Genomic DNA, 14,776 nt, shown 5'->3' with positions numbered 1-14,776 from the left:
TGGGTGCGCAATCAGGTGCGGAAGCAGAAAAAGGTCAGGTCGTCGCGGCGGTGGTGCTCGCCCTGCCACACGCGCAGGGCCTCGAGCACCGCCTGATTGACTTGGGCGGCCGTGCGCTCGCGCTGTTCGAGCAGCAGTTCGCGCACGCGCCGCTTGCCCAGCGCAATGGCGCGCGGGCCGCCGACCTGGTCGATCAGCCCGTCGGTGCTGACGAAGACCAGGCTGCCCGCGGGCAACACCAGTTCCTGGTTGAGCCAGCTGAAGTCGAACTCGCTGTCCATGTAGCCCACGCCCTTGCGCTGCCCCTCGACCAGCTCCACCGCATCGGCGCCGGGGCGCAGCACGAACAGCGACAGCCGCGCGCCGGCAAACACCAGCCGCCCGTTCGCGGGTTCGAACCAGAAACATGCGGCGTCCATGCCGTCGTCCGAGCCGGGCGTTGCGTCCTGCCCGTCCATCTGGCCCAGCATCTGCTTGATGCTGCGGTTGACGCTGCCCAGCAGCCGCGCCGGGTCGCGCGCGCCGTGCTGCTCGATGGCCTGGTTCAGGCTGGTGGAGGCGATCAGCGTCATGAAGGCGCCGGGCACGCCGTGCCCCGTGCAGTCGGCCACGGTGGCGAACCAGCCGTCCGCCGCGGTGCTGAACTGGTAGAAGTCGCCGCCGACCACGTCGCGCGGCTCCCACACCAGGTGAGCCCCGGGGCAGGCCCGTGCCAATGCGTCGAGCGAACTGCGCAGGGTCGAGCGCTGGATCACGCTCGCGTATTCGATGCTGTGCATGATCTGGCGGTTGCGCGAGACCTGCAGGTCCGCCACCACGCGCATGAGCTGCAGGCCGTTGCCGACGCCGGCGAACTCGCCTTCTCGCGTGATGATGAAGCCGTCCGACAGGGCCTTCTCACCGTGCTCCACGGTCTTGAAGGTCAGGGCCTCCAGGTCCAGCGCGGCGTCGACGATCAGCGGGTCCTTGTCCATGAAGGCGATGCAGCTCTTGCGGCCGTACAGCTCCACGCGAAACGGCTTGCTCATCTGCGACAGGAAGATGTTCCGGTTGATCAGGCCGATCGGCTGGTTCCCCTCCACCACCGGCAGGCTGACGAGGTCACGATGCCGGCTGAAGACCTCCATGACCTTGTCGTTCGTCTCCTCGGTCGTCATGCACGGCACGGTCGTGCAGAGGTCTGCCGCGCAGGGCTGGCGAAAACGTGGCCGGAAATCGCTCAAATACTCGGAGGTTTCGGGCATGGAAACAGCGCCTGCGGAATAAATGTGAACTTATGTTATGTTTTTTACATTTCGCATCCATGACAGTTGGGTGACGGAATTTGTCCGGCCTTGGCGGTGGGCGTGCGCGCCGTGGTGGCCGACGTCGCCCTGACAGGCCTGGGCCGCGAGGCATGGCACCGGTTCAACGAAGGCCGCATGAACGCGCAGATGTCGCTGTGCCGCTCGCCGGAACCACCTTGTTCCAGCTGCAGGCGCCGATCCCGCTCGAGGGCGATGTCGACCTGTCCGCCGAAGGGCTGACGTCGATGGCGGCCGCGCGCACCGGGCGTACCGACATCCGCATCGCGTCGGTCTCATGGGCCTCTGCGTTCAACATGAACGCCAGGCTGGCCGACCGCTACAAGGTCGGGCGCGTGCTGCTGGTCGGCGACGCCGCGCACGTGCATCCGCCAACCGGAGGCCAGGGCCTGAACACCAGCGTGCAGGACACCTGCAACCTCGGCTGGAAGCTGGCGGCGGTCACCCGCGGCGGCGCCCCCGAGACCTTGCTCGACAGCTACGAAGAGGAACGCCGGCCCATCGCGGCGAACATGCTCGGCCTTGCCACCAAGCTGCTCGATGCAGCGAAGCGCAGCGACATGCGGCGCGGCCGCGAAGTGCATCAACTCGACATCGGCTACCCCGATTCGCCGCTCGCGCTGGAGCAGCCCAAACGTGCGCGCGGCCTGCTCGCGGGCGACCGGGCGTCCGATGCGCCTGTGTCCGGCGCATCGGGCCAGGCCATGCGCCTCTTCGACATCTTCAAGGGCGCGCACTGGACGCTGCTCGGCTGCGAAGTCGAACGCGATCGCGTGGCACCGCGCCCGGGCCTGCACATCCACACCATCGGTGCGCGTGGCGACCTCCGCGACGATGGCGGCCACTTTCAGGACGCCTACGCCCTGGCGCCTGGCGACTGGGTGCTGGTGCGTCCAGACGGCCATGTCGGTGCGATCGTTGCGTCCGCGAACGTCGATGCGCTGGCGCCCTACTTCCGGCAGGTCGGGCTCGAAGCGCCAAGCAGCGACCTTGCTCCGCGGACCTGACCGGCTCACCTACCCCAGCGCGTCGTTCACCTGCTCCCTGAACTCGCTCAGGCTCACCGCCGCGCCGATCTCCCGCGGCAGCGCATCGCGCACCGAGAACACGCCGAGGATCTTCGCGCCCGCCACCAGCGGCAGGTGCCTGAAGCCGCGCTCCAGCATGAGCGCCACGGCGTCCGACACCAGCGTCTCGGGCGGCACGCAGATCGGGTTGGGCGTCATGACCTCGCTCACCACCGTGCGGTCGGGGTCGAGGCCGCGCGCCAGCACCCGGGTCATCAGGTCGCGCTCGGTCAGGATGCCCAGCAGCGTGTCGGGCAGGTCCATGACCAACACGCTGCCGCAATTGGCGCGCGTCATCACGCAGGCGGCGTCGCGCACGCTGGCCTGCGGGGCCAGGCTGATCACGTGGGTGCGCGAGATCGATTGGAAAACGGTGCGCTCGGCCATGGTGCGCCCTCCAGAAGAACCGTGAATGGTGCCGCCGGCGGCGGCTCAGCGCAAGGAGGCGTTGAGCCGCGCCAGCGCGCCGGCGCCCGGGCACAGCTCGGCCGTCCCCAGCGCATTGAGCGGGCGGTCGCTGGTGTTGAGCGCCGTGTGCAGGTCGGTGGCCAGCGGATCGACATAGAGCAGCCCGGTCACCACCTCACCCATCTCCTGGTGGCGCTGCATGTAGGCCATGGCGGCGTAGCGGTCGCCGGGGCTGTAGTCGGGGTGCAGGCTGCGCAGGCGCAGCAGCGTGCCGTCGTGCTGGCGCACGTCCACCACGTCGCCCGGCGCCATGCCGACGGTGATTTCCTCGCGCTCGCTGATGAAGTCGATGCGGCTCACCGCCTCGTTGTGCTCGCGCACGTAGTCGTAGCTCTTGGTGCTGCCCGGGTGGTTGTTGAACGCCACGCAGGGGCTGATCACGTCGATGAAGGCCGAGCCGCCATGGCTGATCGCGCCCTTGATGAGCGGCACCAGTTGCGCCTTGTTGCCCGAGAACCCGCGCCCCACGTAGCTGGCGCCCAGCTGCAGCGCCATGGCGACCAGGTCCACCGGGCTGTCGGTGTTGACCACGCCCTTCTTGCTCTTGGAGCCCTGGTCGGCCGTGGCCGAGAACTGGCCCTTGGTCAGGCCGTAGACGCCGTTGTTCTCCACGATGTAGGCCATGCGCACGCCGCGGCGCATGGCGTGCGCGAACTGGCCCAGGCCGATCGACGCCGAGTCGCCGTCGCCCGAAACGCCCAGGTACAGCAGGTCGCGGTTGGCCAGGTTGGCGCCGGTCAGCACGCTGGGCATGCGGCCGTGCACGGTGTTGAAGCCGTGCGACGCGCCCAGGAAGTAGTCGGGCGTCTTCGAACTGCAGCCGATGCCCGAGAGCTTGGCCACGCGGTGCGGCTCGATGTCGAGCTCCCAGCACGCCTCGATGATGGCGGCCGAGATCGAATCGTGGCCGCAGCCGGCGCACAGCGTCGAGATCTTGCCTTCGTAGTCCCGCCGCGTGTAGCCGACCTTGTTGGTGGCCAGCGTCGGATGGCGCAGCCGGGGCTTGGCGAGGTAGGTCATGCCGCTCCCTTCGTCGGATGGATGTGCGTGTCGATCGCCTGCACGATGAAGCGCGCGGTGATGGGCGTGCCGTCGAAGTGCAGCACGCGAATCAGCCTTGCCGGGTCGACGTCGAGCTCGTTGACCAGCAGGCTGCGCATCTGCGCGTCGCGGTTCTGCTCGACCACGAAGACCCTGTCGTGCTGCGCGAGAAATTCCACCACGCTCTGCGGAAACGGAAAGGCGCGCAGCCGCAGCGCGTCGAGGTGAACGCCGCGTTCCTCCAGCGTCTCCAGCGCCTCGTGCATCGACGGGCTGGTCGAACCGAAATAGATCACGCCCAACCGGGTCTTCCTTGCCGCAGGCCGCAGCACCGGCTGCGGCACCAGCGTGGCCGCGGTCGCGAACTTCTTCAGCAGCCGCTCCATGTTGTAGATGTAGTCCGGCCCGCGCTCCGAATACCGCGCATACGCGTCGCGCGTGGTGCCGCGCGTGAAGTAGCTGCCCTTGCTCGGGTGCGTGCCGGGCAGCGTGCGCCAGGGAATGCCGTCGCCGTCCACGTCCTTGTAGCGGCCGAAGTCGCGGCCCGCCTCCAGTTCCTCGGCGCTCATGACCTTGCCGCGGTCGTACGCCGCGGCGTCGTCCCAGACAAAGGGCTCGCACAGGCGCTGGTTCATGCCGATGTCCAGGTCGGTCATGAGGAACACCGGCGTCTGCAGCCGGTCGGCCAGGTCCAGCGCCGCTGCGGCGTGCTCGAAGCATTCGTGCGGGTCTTCGGGAAACAGCAGAACGTGCTTGGTGTCGCCGTGCGAGGCATAGGCGCAGGCCAGCACGTCGGCCTGCTGCGTGCGCGTGGGCATGCCGGTGGAAGGGCCGCCGCGCTGCACGTTGATCAGCGTGATCGGAATCTCCGCAAAGTAGGCCAGCCCGATGAACTCGGCCATCAGCGAAATGCCCGGGCCCGAGGTCGCGGTGAAGGCCCGCGCGCCGTTCCAGCCGGCGCCCACCACCATGCCGATCGACGCGAGTTCGTCTTCCGCCTGCACGATGGCGAAGCGGTGCTGGCCGGTGGACGGGTCCACGCGGAATTTGGTGCAGTACTTCTGGAAGGCCTCGGCCACCGATGAAGACGGCGTGATCGGGTACCAGGCCGCGACCGTGGCCCCGCCGTACACGCAGCCCAGCGCCGCGGCGCTGTTGCCGTCCACGAAGATCCGCTCGCCCACGCGGTCGGCGCGCCGCACCTGCAGCCCCACCGGCTCGCGCAGGTTCTCGCGCGCGAAGTCACAGCCCAGGTGCAGCGCCTGCACGTTGGAGGCCAGCAGCTTTTCCTTGCCCTTGTACTGCTCGCCGAACAGCTTCTCGACCACCTCCGGATCGATGCCGAGCAGGATGGCCAGCGCGCCCACGTACACGATGTTCTTGAACAGCTGGCGCTGGCGCGGGTCCTGGTAGACGGCGTTGCAGATCTCGGTCAGCGGCATGCCGATCACGCGGATGTCGCTGCGGAACTTCGATGGCGGCAGCGGCCGCGTGCTGTCGTAGAACAGGTAGCCGCCGGGCTCCAGCTCGGCCACGTCGGCGTCCCAGGTCTGCGGGTTCATCGCCACCATCATGTCGGTGCCGCCGCGCCGGCCCAGGTGGCCCTGCTCGGTCACGCGCACCTCGTACCAGGTCGGCAGCCCCTGGATGTTGCTCGGAAAGATGTTGCGCGGGCTCACCGGCACGCCCATGCGCAGGATGGCCTTGGCGAACAGCTCGTTGGCCGAGGCCGAACCCGAGCCGTTGACGTTGGCGAACTTGATGACGAAGTCGTTGACCGCCGCGATCTGTGGAACGGTCCCCATCGTCGCCACTTGGTGTGCGTCGTGGGTTTCGTGTGCCGCGCGGGCTCCGCTGTCCCCGGACGCGTCCTTCGCGCCCTCGGGCGGCCGCACGGCGCTCACGCGGCCACCCCATGCCCCGCCGGCGTCATCTTCAGCAGGAACTTCTGCATGTCCCACGCCCCCGTCGGGCAGCGCTCGGCGCAGAGGCCGCAATGCAGGCAGACGTCTTCGTCCTTCACCATCACACGCCCCGTCTTGAGCCCGCCGGACACATACAGGTCCTGCGCCAGGTTCAGCGCGGGCGCCTTGAGGCGGGGCCGCAACTCGTCTTCTTCGCCGTTGTCGATGAAGTTGATGCAGTCCATCGGGCAGATGTCCACGCAGGCATCGCATTCGATGCAGGCCGACTCGGTGAACACGGTCTGCACATCGCAGTTCAGGCAGCGCTCGGCCTCCTTGAAGGCCGTGGCCGCATCGAAGCCCAGTTCCACCTCGACGCGGATGCTGGCCAGCGCCGTCTCGGCCTTGGCCCACGGCACCTTGTAGCGCAGGTCGTTGGAGGTGTCGTTGTCGTAGCTCCACTCGTGGATGCCCATCTTCTGCGACACCAGGTTGGTCATGGGCGCCGGGCGCACGTAGACCGGCTCGGCGCGCAGCAGCTTGTCGATCGACACGGCGGCCTCGTGCCCATGGGCCACGGCCGTGATGATGTTCCGGGGGCCGAAGGCCGCATCGCCGCCGAAGAACACGCGCGGCACCGAGGACTGGAAAGTGTCCTTGTCCAGCGCCGGCAGGCCCGACGCGTCGAAGGCGATGCCGCAGTCGCGCTCGATCCACGGAAACGCGTTTTCCTGGCCCACCGCCACCAGCACCTCGTCGCACTCGAAGTACGCGTCGGGCTCGCCGGTGGGCACCAGCGTGCGGCGGCCCCGCTCGTCGTACGCGGCCTTCACGATCTCGAAGCGCATGCCCAGCAGCTGGCCGTTCTCGTGCACGAAGGCCTTGGGCACGTGGAAGTTGACGATCGGAATGCCTTCGTGCGCGGCGTCTTCCTTCTCCCAGGGCGAGGCCTTCATTTCGTCGAAGCCGCTGCGCACGACGACCTTCACGTCGGTGCCGCCCAGGCGGCGTGCCGAGCGGCAGCAGTCCATTGCCGTGTTGCCGCCGCCCAGCACGATCACGCGCCGGCCGATGCTGCTCACGTGGCCGAACGACACGGAGTTCAGCCAGTCGATGCCGATGTGGATGCTCTGCGCCGCCTCCTGGCGGCCGGGCACGTCCAGGTCGCGCCCACGCGGCGCGCCGCAGCCGACGAAGATCGCGTCCCAGTCCTGCGCCATCAGCGCCTTCATCGAATCGATGCGCTCGCCGCCATGGAATTCGACGCCCAGGTCCAGGACGTAGCCCGTCTCCTCGTCGATGACCGACTCCGGCAGCCGAAAGCGCGGGATCTGCGTGCGGATGAAACCGCCGGCCTTGGCCTCGCCGTCGAACACCGTCACCTCGTAGCCCAGCGGCGCCAGGTCGCGCGCCACGGTGAGCGAGGCCGGCCCCGCGCCCACGCAGGCCACGCGCTTGCCGTTCCTGGGCGCCGGCTGCGGCATGCGCGCGCGCACGTCCTCCTTCATGTCGGCCGCCACGCGCTTGAGCCGGCAGATCGCCACCGGTTCAGGGGCTTCCGCGTTGCTTTCCTCCACGCGCCCGCGCCGGCAGGCCGGCTCGCACGGCCGGTCGCAGGTGCGCCCCAGGATGCCGGGAAACACGTTGGAGGCCCAGTTGATCATGTACGCGTCGCCATAGCGGCGCTGCGCGATCATGCGTATGTATTCGGGAACGGGTGTGTGCGCCGGGCAGGCGTACTGGCAATCGACGACCTTATGGAAATAGGCCGGGTTGGCAATATTCGTTCGCTGCAACGCGTGTCTCCTGGCTGTCGCCTGGAACCCCGAAGGGGCCGGCGAGTGGCTTTTGCGCGAGTATGCGCCGCGCTGGCCGGCCTGTGTCCTTGGTGGAATCCCGCAGCAGTTGGGCCGTGGCGCGGGCGCGAACGGGCCACTTGCGCCACCTTCGCCCTGTTCGGTTACCTGCGATACACGTAGGCCTGCCCTTCGACGTCCTGCGAGATGCGCGTTGCGGCGCACGAGAGCGGGTCCAGCCTGCAGCAGGCCTCCACGGAGTCCGCGTGCGACGCAGGCACCACGATCATGACCTCGGTCAGCCCCGCTTCGACGGCATAGTCGACCAGCACATCGGCGATCTGCGCCAGCAGTTCGGCATTGGAGCGCTGCTCGCTCAGCGTGACGCAGACATGCCCGATGCCCGAGACGGCCTCGGCGCGAGGTTCGAGGATCGCATTGGCAATGCCGATGCGCTCGCCGTCGTCGGAAAAAACCTCGAAGAAGACGACGTGCGCGCCGGTCGCGATGTAGATCTTCTGCGAGCGCGCAGCGATCTGGAAACCCTCGCCGACCATGCGGGCCGGCAAGTCGATTTCTTCCTCCAGCGCCGCAGCGCGGAGCAACGAACGGGCTGGACTGGTCATCTTCAGATCTCCATCCGAGAGCCGATTTCGCTGGCCGACTCTGCGAGCCGACCCCCTGCACGGGCCGAAAGCATACGCCTGCGCGCCGCGCATGTCATGCGGGCGGCGCGATCCCCGGACCGGCCTGTCGGCAAATCAGCCGGCCAGCAATTCGGACGCCAGCAGCCGCACGCGCGACGCCACCAGGCGCGCGCCTTCGGACAACGGCCGCTGCCGCGTCAGGCTCAGCGCAATCGTGCGGCGGATGCCCGGCCCCGTCACCTTGCACGCACCGAGGATGCCCGCGGCAACCTCCTGCGCCACGGCAGTGTTTGGCAGCAGCGTGAAGGCGTGCCCGCTGGCCGCGACGTCCTTCATCGAGGTGGCGGTGTCGACCTCCATCACGATGTCCAGGGCCACGTTGTGGCGCCGGGCGAGCACGTCGAGCGTGGCGCGCAGGCCGTTGGGCACGGCCGGCAGCACCAGGGGCAGGCCGGCGAGCGCGCGAAACGGCATGGTCTTGCCGCTGAACTGCGGCAGGCCCGCCTTGCCGATCAGGAAGGTGTCGACCTTGCCGAGCACGTCTTCCCCGCGCAGCGCCGACGAGCCGTAGCGGTTGACCACGATCATGTCGAGCCGGCCCGAGGCGAGCTGCTCGTCGAGCGTGCCGCTGAAACCCTCCAGCACGTGCAGGCGCAGTGCCGGCGCCCTTTCGCGGATGTCGGCCAGCAGCATCGGCAGCAACTGGCGTGACAGCGAAGGCAGCACGCCCACATGCACCGTGCCGGTCAGCACGCCGGCCGCCTCGCTCGCCGCGGCGTCGAGCTGGGCCACCTGGTCGACCACGCGCTTGACCTCCGGGTACATGCGCTTGCCGAAATCGGACAGCGCCATGCCGCGGCCCGTGCGGTCGAACAGCCGCCCGCCCCAGGCCGCCTCCAGCATCGCGATCTGCCGGCTCACGAGCGACTGGGCCGTGTCCGACGCAATGGCCGCGCGCGACAGCGACTGCATGTCCGCCACCAGCAGGAAGGTGCTGAGCTGCCTGAGTTTCATGGTTTCACTTTAATGGAAACCTGAAATCCATTCATTCATCTTTCTGGAATCCTTGGCGGGTCCTAACCTCGCGGCAGCAAATCAATAAACGGAGACCGACTTGAAATTCACGCACTCGCTCTGCGCGGCGCTGGCAGGCGCCGCCCTGCTCGCATCGCCGCTGCTCCACGCCCAGGAAGCGCCCTACCACCGGCAGCCCGTCACCCTCGTGGTGCCCTTCCCCGCCGGCGGCCCCACCGACTCGATGGCGCGCCTGCTGGCCCAGAAGCTCGGCGACCGGCTGGGCCAGCAAGTGATCATCGACAACCGCGGCGGTGCCGGCGGCAGCATTGCCGCCGAACTGGTGGCCCGCGCGCCGGCCGACGGGCAGATGCTTTTCTTCGGCACCACCGGCACGATGGCGATCAACCCGAGCCTCTACAAGAAGCTGCGCTACGACCCGGTGAAAGACTTCGCGCCGGTGAGCCTGATGGCCACCACCATGAACGTGCTGGTCGTGAGCCCGCAGGTGCCCGCCAGGAACCTGTCCGATCTGATCGCGCTGGCCAAGGCCAAGCCCGGCGACCTCACCTACGGCTCGGCCGGCAACGGCAGCTCGAACCACCTGTCGGGCGAGCTGTTTCGCAGCACCGCCGGCATCCAGATCAATCACATTCCGTACAAGGGCTCAGCGCCCGCGCTCATCGACCTGCTGGGCGGGCGCCTGTCGATGATGTTCGACACCATCGCGCAGCAAACCCAGAACCTGGCCGCCGGCAAGGTGCATGCCGTGGCCGTGACCGGCCCGAAGCGTTCGCCGCTGCTGCCCGGCGTGCCCACGGCGCAGGAGGCCGGCCTGAAAGGCTTCGACGTGACGATCTGGTACGGCGTGCTGGCGCCCAAGGGCACGCCGGCGCCGGTCGTCGACCGCCTGCAGCGCGAGATCGCGGCGGTGATGGCCACCGACGAAATGAAGAAGCGCATGGAAGCCGACGGCGCCGAGGCGCGCAGCACCACGCCCGCCGAATTCGCCGCGCTCATCAAGAGCGACACCGCCAAGTGGGCGCCGGTAGTGAAGAACTCCGGCGCCAGCCTCGACTGAACCGGACATTGCCCATGGCTTCCTTGCTCGATCCACGCCTGCAGCAGGCATTTGCACCGCGGCGCATCGCCGTGGTGGGCGCCACCGAAGACCGCAACAAGGTCGGCGGCCGGCCGCTGCACTACCTCCAGCGCTTCGGCTTCCAGGGCGCGGTGTACCCGATCAACCCGAAGCGCGCGACCGTGCAGGGCCTGCAGGCCTACCCGTCGCTCGACGCCGTGCCGGAAGTGCCCGACGTGGCCATCGTCGCCGTCGGGCAGGACGCGGTGCCCGGCGTCATCGACCAGTGCGCCGCGCGCGGTGTCGGCGCCGCCATCGTCATGAGCTCGGGTTTCGGCGAGACCGGCAGCGCGGGCGTTGCGCTGCAGCACGCATTGGTGGCGCAGGCCCGGCGCCTGGGCGTCCGCCTGGTCGGGCCCAACGCGCAGGGCGTGGCCAATTTCAGCACCGGCGCGGTGATGAACTTCAGCACCATGTTCATGGAAGTCGCGCCGCAGGACGGCCCGATCGCCATCGTCAGCCAGAGCGGCGCGGCCAGCGTGATGCCCTACGCCATGCTGCGCGAGCGCGGCATCGGCGTGCGCTACCTGGTCGCGTCGGGCAACGACGCCGACGCCTCGGTGTGCGAACTCGCACTGGCGGCGGCGGCCGACCCCGAGATTCGCGTGGTGCTGATGTACATCGAGTCGCTCGGCGACCCGGCCATGCTGGCCGAGGTCGCGCGCCTCACGGCGGCGCGCGGCGCGGCGGTGATCGCGCTCAAGTCGGGCCGCAGCGCGCACGGCGCGAAAGCCGCCGCCTCGCACACCGGCGCCATCGTCAACGACGACGTGGTGGTCGACGCCTTCCTGGAGCGCCACGGCATCTGGCGCGCCAACGACGTGCACGGCCTGGTCAACGCCGTGGAGCTCTATCTCGCGGCGCCGCCGCGTCCGACCGAGCGTCGGGCGGAGCGCCTGGTCGTCATGAGCCACAGCGGCGCCGTCGGCGTGTTGTGCGCGGACGCGGCCGAGTCGCTTGGCCTGCCGCTGGCGGAACTGGGCGAGCCGGTCGTGAAGGCGCTGGCCGCGATCATGCCGAGCTTCGCCACGCCGCAGAACCCCGTCGACCTGACGGCGTCGCTCATGACCAAGGGCGGCATGTATGCGGACACGCTCGGCGCGCTCGCGGCCGACCCGCAGGCGGACATGTTCCTGGTCGGCGTGCCCGTGGCCGGCGAAGCCTACGACGTGCCGGGCATGGCGCGCGACACCGCGCGCTTCGCCGCCGCGCGCGGCAAGCCCACGGCGGTGTCGGCGCCGCAGGCGTCGGTGCGCCAGGCTTTTCGTGAAGCCGGCGTGCCGGTGTTCGCGCACGAGACCGACGCCATCGGCGCGCTGCACCAGTGGAGCCGGCACGGCACGCTGCTGCGCCAGGCGGCGACGCGCAGCAGCAGCAACAACGGCAGCAGCAGCAACGGCAACGGCAGCGGCAGCGCTTCGGCGGCGCCACGCACCACCCGCATGCCGGCCGGCGACGCGCCCTTCCTGAGCGAAGCCCAGAGCCTCTCGCTGCTGGCCGAGGCCGGCATTCCGGTCGTTGCGCACCGGCTGTGCCGCACTGTCGAAGAAGCCGTTGCGGCGTGGCAGGCGCTGGGGCCCGAGGTGGTGGTGAAAGCCTGCTCCGCGCAGGTTCCGCACAAGTCGGAACACGGCCTCGTGTTCCTCGGCGTGCGCAGTGCCGGCGACATCGCCGCGAGCTGGACCGCCTGCAGCGAACGGATCGCCGCGATGGGCGTGCCCTTCGACGGCGTGATCGTCGCGCAGCGCGTGCGCGGCCAGCGCGAGTTCGCCCTCGGCGTGCGGCAGGACCCGCTCTTCGGCACCGTGGTCATGGTGAGCGACGGCGGCAAGTACGTGGAGGCGCTGCGCGACTTCGTGGTGCTGCTGCATCCGTTCTCGGAAGCCGATGTTCTCGCCAAGCTGCGGACGCTGCGCATCGCGCCGGTCCTGGCCGGCGTGCGCGGCGACGCGCCGACAGACCTCGGCGCGGTGGCGCGCACGGCCGTGGCGCTGGGCGCGCTCGCCGCGGCGCACCCGCAGGCCATTGCCTCGATCGATCTCAACCCGCTGATCGTCGGCGCGGCCGGCCAGGGCGGCTGGGCCGTCGACGCGGTCATCGAACGCCAGGAGGAAACCCATGCACACCCATGACCCGGTGCTGGTCGAGCGGCTCGGCGAAATTGCCGTCGTGCGCCTGAACAGGCCCGACGTGCTGAACGCGGTCGATGCCGGGTTGCGCGCCGCACTGACGCGGCAGCTGTACGCGCTCGATGCCGATTCGACGGTCGGCGCCATCGTGCTGACCGGCAGCGGCGAGCGCGCTTTCTGCGGCGGGCAGGACCTCGACGAGTCGGCCACCATCGACACCGGCACGCTGGCCGCCTGGCTCAACCGCCAGCACGCGATGTACCAGGCGGTGCGGGACGTGGCCAAGCCGATCGTCGCGGCACTCAACGGCACCGCCGTGGGCGCCGGCTTCCAGATGGCGCTGATGTGCGACCTGCGCGTGGCCCACCCCGCGCTGCGCATGGGCCAGCCCGAGGTCAAGGCCGGCCTGGCGAGCATCGTCGGCTCGTACCTGATGTCGCTGCAGATCGGGCATTCGCTCAACCAGCAGTTGTCATTGACGGGCGAACTCGTCAGCGGCGAGCGCGCGCACGCGCTCGGCCTCGTCAACGATCTGGTGCCCGCCGAGCAGGTGCTGCCGCGCGCCATCGAGCGCGCACGTGCCCTGGCGGCGCTGCCCGGCGCCGCGCTGCGCACGACCAAGCAACGCTTTCGCGAGCGCACGCAGCCGGGCTTCGAGGAAGCCTGCAGCGCCGGCATCCGCTACCAGCTCGAGTGCTACTCGACGGGCGAACCGCAGCGCGTGATGCGCGAGTTCATCGCCCGCCGCGACGCCCCCAGGACATCGACACTTCACAAGGACTGAGCTTTCATGGCCTCTCACACCCAACTGTTCATCGACGGCGCACTGGTGCCGGCCCACGGTGCACAGGACCTGCCCGTCACCGACAGCTACACCGAGGAAACGTTCGGCACCTACCGCACCGCGTCGCCAGCCGACGTGCACGCGGCCGTGGCGGCCGCGCGGCGCGCCCTCGACGGCTGGGCCCGCACGCCCGTGGCAGAACGCGTGGCGGCCGTGCGCCGCGTGGCCGCGGCGTTGCGCGACCAGGCCGACGCGCTGGCGAGCGCCATTTCGCGCGAGGTCGGCATGCCGCGCAAGCTGGCCGCGCGCATCCAGGTTGGCGCACCGCTCGCCGCCTGGGACATGTATGCCGACCTGGCCGCCCACTTCGAATGGGCGTCGCGCGTGGGGCATTCGCTGGTGCAGCAGGTGCCGGTCGGCGTGGTCGCCTGCATCACGCCCTGGAACTATCCGCTGCACCAGATCACCGGCAAGGTCGCGCCGGCGCTGCTGGCCGGTTGCACGGTGGTGCTCAAGCCGTCGGAGATCGCGCCGACCAGCGCCTTCCTGCTGGCGGAGGCGGTGCGGCAGGCGGGGCTGCCCGCGGGCGTCTTCAACCTGGTCCATGGCGCCGGCCCGGACATCGGCGAGGCGCTGGTGCGCCACCCCGACGTCGACATGGTGTCCTTCACCGGCTCGACGCGCGCGGGCCGGCACATCGCCAGCCTGGCGGGTGCCGACATCAAGCGCGTGGCGCTCGAACTGGGCGGCAAGTCGGCGGCGCTCGTGCTGCCCGGCGCGGACCTGGCCGCGGCCGTGAAGGCCACGCTCGCGGGCTGCATGCTGAACTCGGGCCAGACCTGCTCCGCGACCACGCGCCTGCTGGTGCCGCGCGCTTCGCTGGAAGCCGTGGAAGGCCTGGCCCTCGACTTGCTCGCCGGCTACCGCATGGGCGACCCGGCCGATGCCGCGACGCGTCTGGGTCCCCTGGTGTCGAAGCCCCAGCAGCAAAAGGTGCAGGACCTGATCGACAGCGCGATCGCGGCCGGCGCCAAGCGCCTCGGCACCGCGGCGGAACGCCCTGCGCAAGGCTTCTTCGTGCCGGCCACCGTGCTGACCGGCGTGACCTCCGACATGGCGGTGGCGCGGGAGGAAATCTTCGGCCCGGTGCTGGTGCTGATCGCCTACGACGACGTCGAGCAAGGCATCGCACTGGCCAATGGCACCGACTACGGATTGGCGGGCGCCGTGTGGGGCCCCGTCGAGCCGCAGACGCTGGCCGTGGCGCGCCGCATCCGCGCCGGGCAAGTCGACATCAACGGCGCGCCCTTCAACCCCGCGGCGCCGTTCGGCGGGTTCAAGAAATCCGGCATCGGGCGCGAGAACGGCCGCTTCGGCCTCGAGGAGTTCCTCGAGCCCGTGTCGATCCAGCTGCCCGCGGCCTTCCTCGAACACCCTGCCTCCTTTTGTTCCTCTTCTTCCTCTTCTTCCTCTTGATCACC

The 14,776-nt window shown here is 69.6% G+C and carries 12 protein-coding genes; 5 read left to right on the top strand and 7 right to left on the bottom strand.

Features of this window, described 5'->3' with window-relative positions; translation table 11 throughout:
- Positions 1-11: 11 nt before the first annotated feature.
- Entirely contained in the window at positions 12-1,244 is a 1,233-nt protein-coding gene (locus BM004_RS24745; RefSeq protein ID WP_093130690.1) for a SpoIIE family protein phosphatase, read from the bottom strand.
- 218 nt (positions 1,245-1,462) lie between these two features.
- On the opposite strand from BM004_RS24745, the gene BM004_RS24740 reads away from it, so the two are divergent.
- The gene (locus BM004_RS24740) at positions 1,463-2,311 is read left to right on the top strand and encodes an FAD-dependent monooxygenase (protein ID WP_256220033.1); all 849 of its coding nucleotides are present in this window, start codon (positions 1,463-1,465) and stop codon (positions 2,309-2,311) included.
- Positions 2,312-2,320: 9 nt separating this feature from the next.
- On the opposite strand, the gene BM004_RS24735 is transcribed toward BM004_RS24740, so the two are convergent.
- The 6 genes from BM004_RS24735 to BM004_RS24710 form a co-directional block, all read right to left on the bottom strand.
- On the bottom strand, positions 2,321-2,758 hold the full coding sequence (locus BM004_RS24735; protein ID WP_093130691.1) for a CBS domain-containing protein: 438 nt from the start codon (positions 2,756-2,758) through the stop codon (positions 2,321-2,323).
- A gap of 45 nt (positions 2,759-2,803) precedes the next feature.
- Positions 2,804-3,859 (bottom strand): 2-oxoacid:ferredoxin oxidoreductase subunit beta, encoded by a 1,056-nt coding sequence (locus tag BM004_RS24730; protein WP_093130692.1) that lies wholly within the window; start codon positions 3,857-3,859, stop codon positions 2,804-2,806.
- Positions 3,856-5,685: a 2-oxoacid:acceptor oxidoreductase subunit alpha gene (locus BM004_RS24725; RefSeq protein ID WP_093217766.1), complete on the bottom strand. Its 1,830-nt coding sequence runs from the start codon at positions 5,683-5,685 to the stop codon at positions 3,856-3,858. The genes BM004_RS24730 and BM004_RS24725 overlap by 4 nt, the downstream gene beginning before the upstream one ends.
- A gap of 95 nt (positions 5,686-5,780) precedes the next feature.
- Positions 5,781-7,580, bottom strand: a complete 1,800-nt coding sequence (locus tag BM004_RS24720) for an FAD-dependent oxidoreductase (protein WP_093217666.1) — start codon at positions 7,578-7,580, stop codon at positions 5,781-5,783.
- A gap of 164 nt (positions 7,581-7,744) precedes the next feature.
- Complete coding sequence (locus BM004_RS24715; RefSeq protein WP_093217664.1) at positions 7,745-8,206, bottom strand: hypothetical protein; 462 nt, start codon at positions 8,204-8,206, stop codon at positions 7,745-7,747.
- Positions 8,207-8,341: 135 nt separating this feature from the next.
- Entirely contained in the window at positions 8,342-9,241 is a 900-nt protein-coding gene (locus tag BM004_RS24710) for a LysR substrate-binding domain-containing protein (RefSeq protein ID WP_093217662.1), read from the bottom strand.
- A 100-nt stretch (positions 9,242-9,341) separates the two neighbouring features.
- On the opposite strand from BM004_RS24710, the gene BM004_RS24705 reads away from it, so the two are divergent.
- From BM004_RS24705 to BM004_RS24690, 4 genes are read left to right on the top strand one after another with little or no spacing between them, the layout of a single operon-like run.
- Positions 9,342-10,322: a Bug family tripartite tricarboxylate transporter substrate binding protein gene (locus tag BM004_RS24705; protein WP_256220032.1), complete on the top strand. Its 981-nt coding sequence runs from the start codon at positions 9,342-9,344 to the stop codon at positions 10,320-10,322.
- Positions 10,323-10,336: 14 nt separating this feature from the next.
- Positions 10,337-12,514, top strand: a complete 2,178-nt coding sequence (locus BM004_RS24700) for an acetate--CoA ligase family protein (RefSeq protein WP_093217660.1) — start codon at positions 10,337-10,339, stop codon at positions 12,512-12,514.
- The gene (locus BM004_RS24695; protein ID WP_093130698.1) at positions 12,501-13,295 is read left to right on the top strand and encodes an enoyl-CoA hydratase/isomerase family protein; all 795 of its coding nucleotides are present in this window, start codon (positions 12,501-12,503) and stop codon (positions 13,293-13,295) included. Before BM004_RS24700 ends, BM004_RS24695 begins: the two co-directional genes overlap by 14 nt.
- A gap of 6 nt (positions 13,296-13,301) precedes the next feature.
- Entirely contained in the window at positions 13,302-14,771 is a 1,470-nt protein-coding gene (locus BM004_RS24690; protein WP_093217658.1) for an aldehyde dehydrogenase family protein, read from the top strand.
- Positions 14,772-14,776: the final 5 nt, after the last annotated feature.

Origin of the sequence: Variovorax sp. OK212 (assembly GCF_900112425.1) — a bacterium.
Taxonomy (GTDB): Bacteria; Pseudomonadota; Gammaproteobacteria; order Burkholderiales; family Burkholderiaceae_C; genus Variovorax.
This window is presented reverse-complemented; position numbering and strand designations above follow the sequence as displayed.

Bases quoted from the DNA above. Each gene is read 5' to 3' on its own strand.
- BM004_RS24745 (WP_093130690.1), bottom strand. From the start codon at position 1,244: ATGCCCGAAACCTCCGAGTATTTGAGCGATTTCCGGCCACGTTTTCGC.
- BM004_RS24735 (WP_093130691.1), bottom strand. From the start codon at position 2,758: ATGGCCGAGCGCACCGTTTTCCAATCGATCTCGCGCACCCACGTGATC.
- BM004_RS24730 (WP_093130692.1), bottom strand. From the start codon at position 3,859: ATGACCTACCTCGCCAAGCCCCGGCTGCGCCATCCGACGCTGGCCACC.
- BM004_RS24725 (WP_093217766.1), bottom strand. From the start codon at position 5,685: ATGGGGACCGTTCCACAGATCGCGGCGGTCAACGACTTCGTCATCAAG.
- BM004_RS24715 (WP_093217664.1), bottom strand. From the start codon at position 8,206: ATGACCAGTCCAGCCCGTTCGTTGCTCCGCGCTGCGGCGCTGGAGGAA.
- BM004_RS24710 (WP_093217662.1), bottom strand. From the start codon at position 9,241: ATGAAACTCAGGCAGCTCAGCACCTTCCTGCTGGTGGCGGACATGCAG.
- BM004_RS24700 (WP_093217660.1), top strand. From the start codon at position 10,337: ATGGCTTCCTTGCTCGATCCACGCCTGCAGCAGGCATTTGCACCGCGG.
- BM004_RS24695 (WP_093130698.1), top strand. From the start codon at position 12,501: ATGCACACCCATGACCCGGTGCTGGTCGAGCGGCTCGGCGAAATTGCC.
- BM004_RS24690 (WP_093217658.1), top strand. From the start codon at position 13,302: ATGGCCTCTCACACCCAACTGTTCATCGACGGCGCACTGGTGCCGGCC.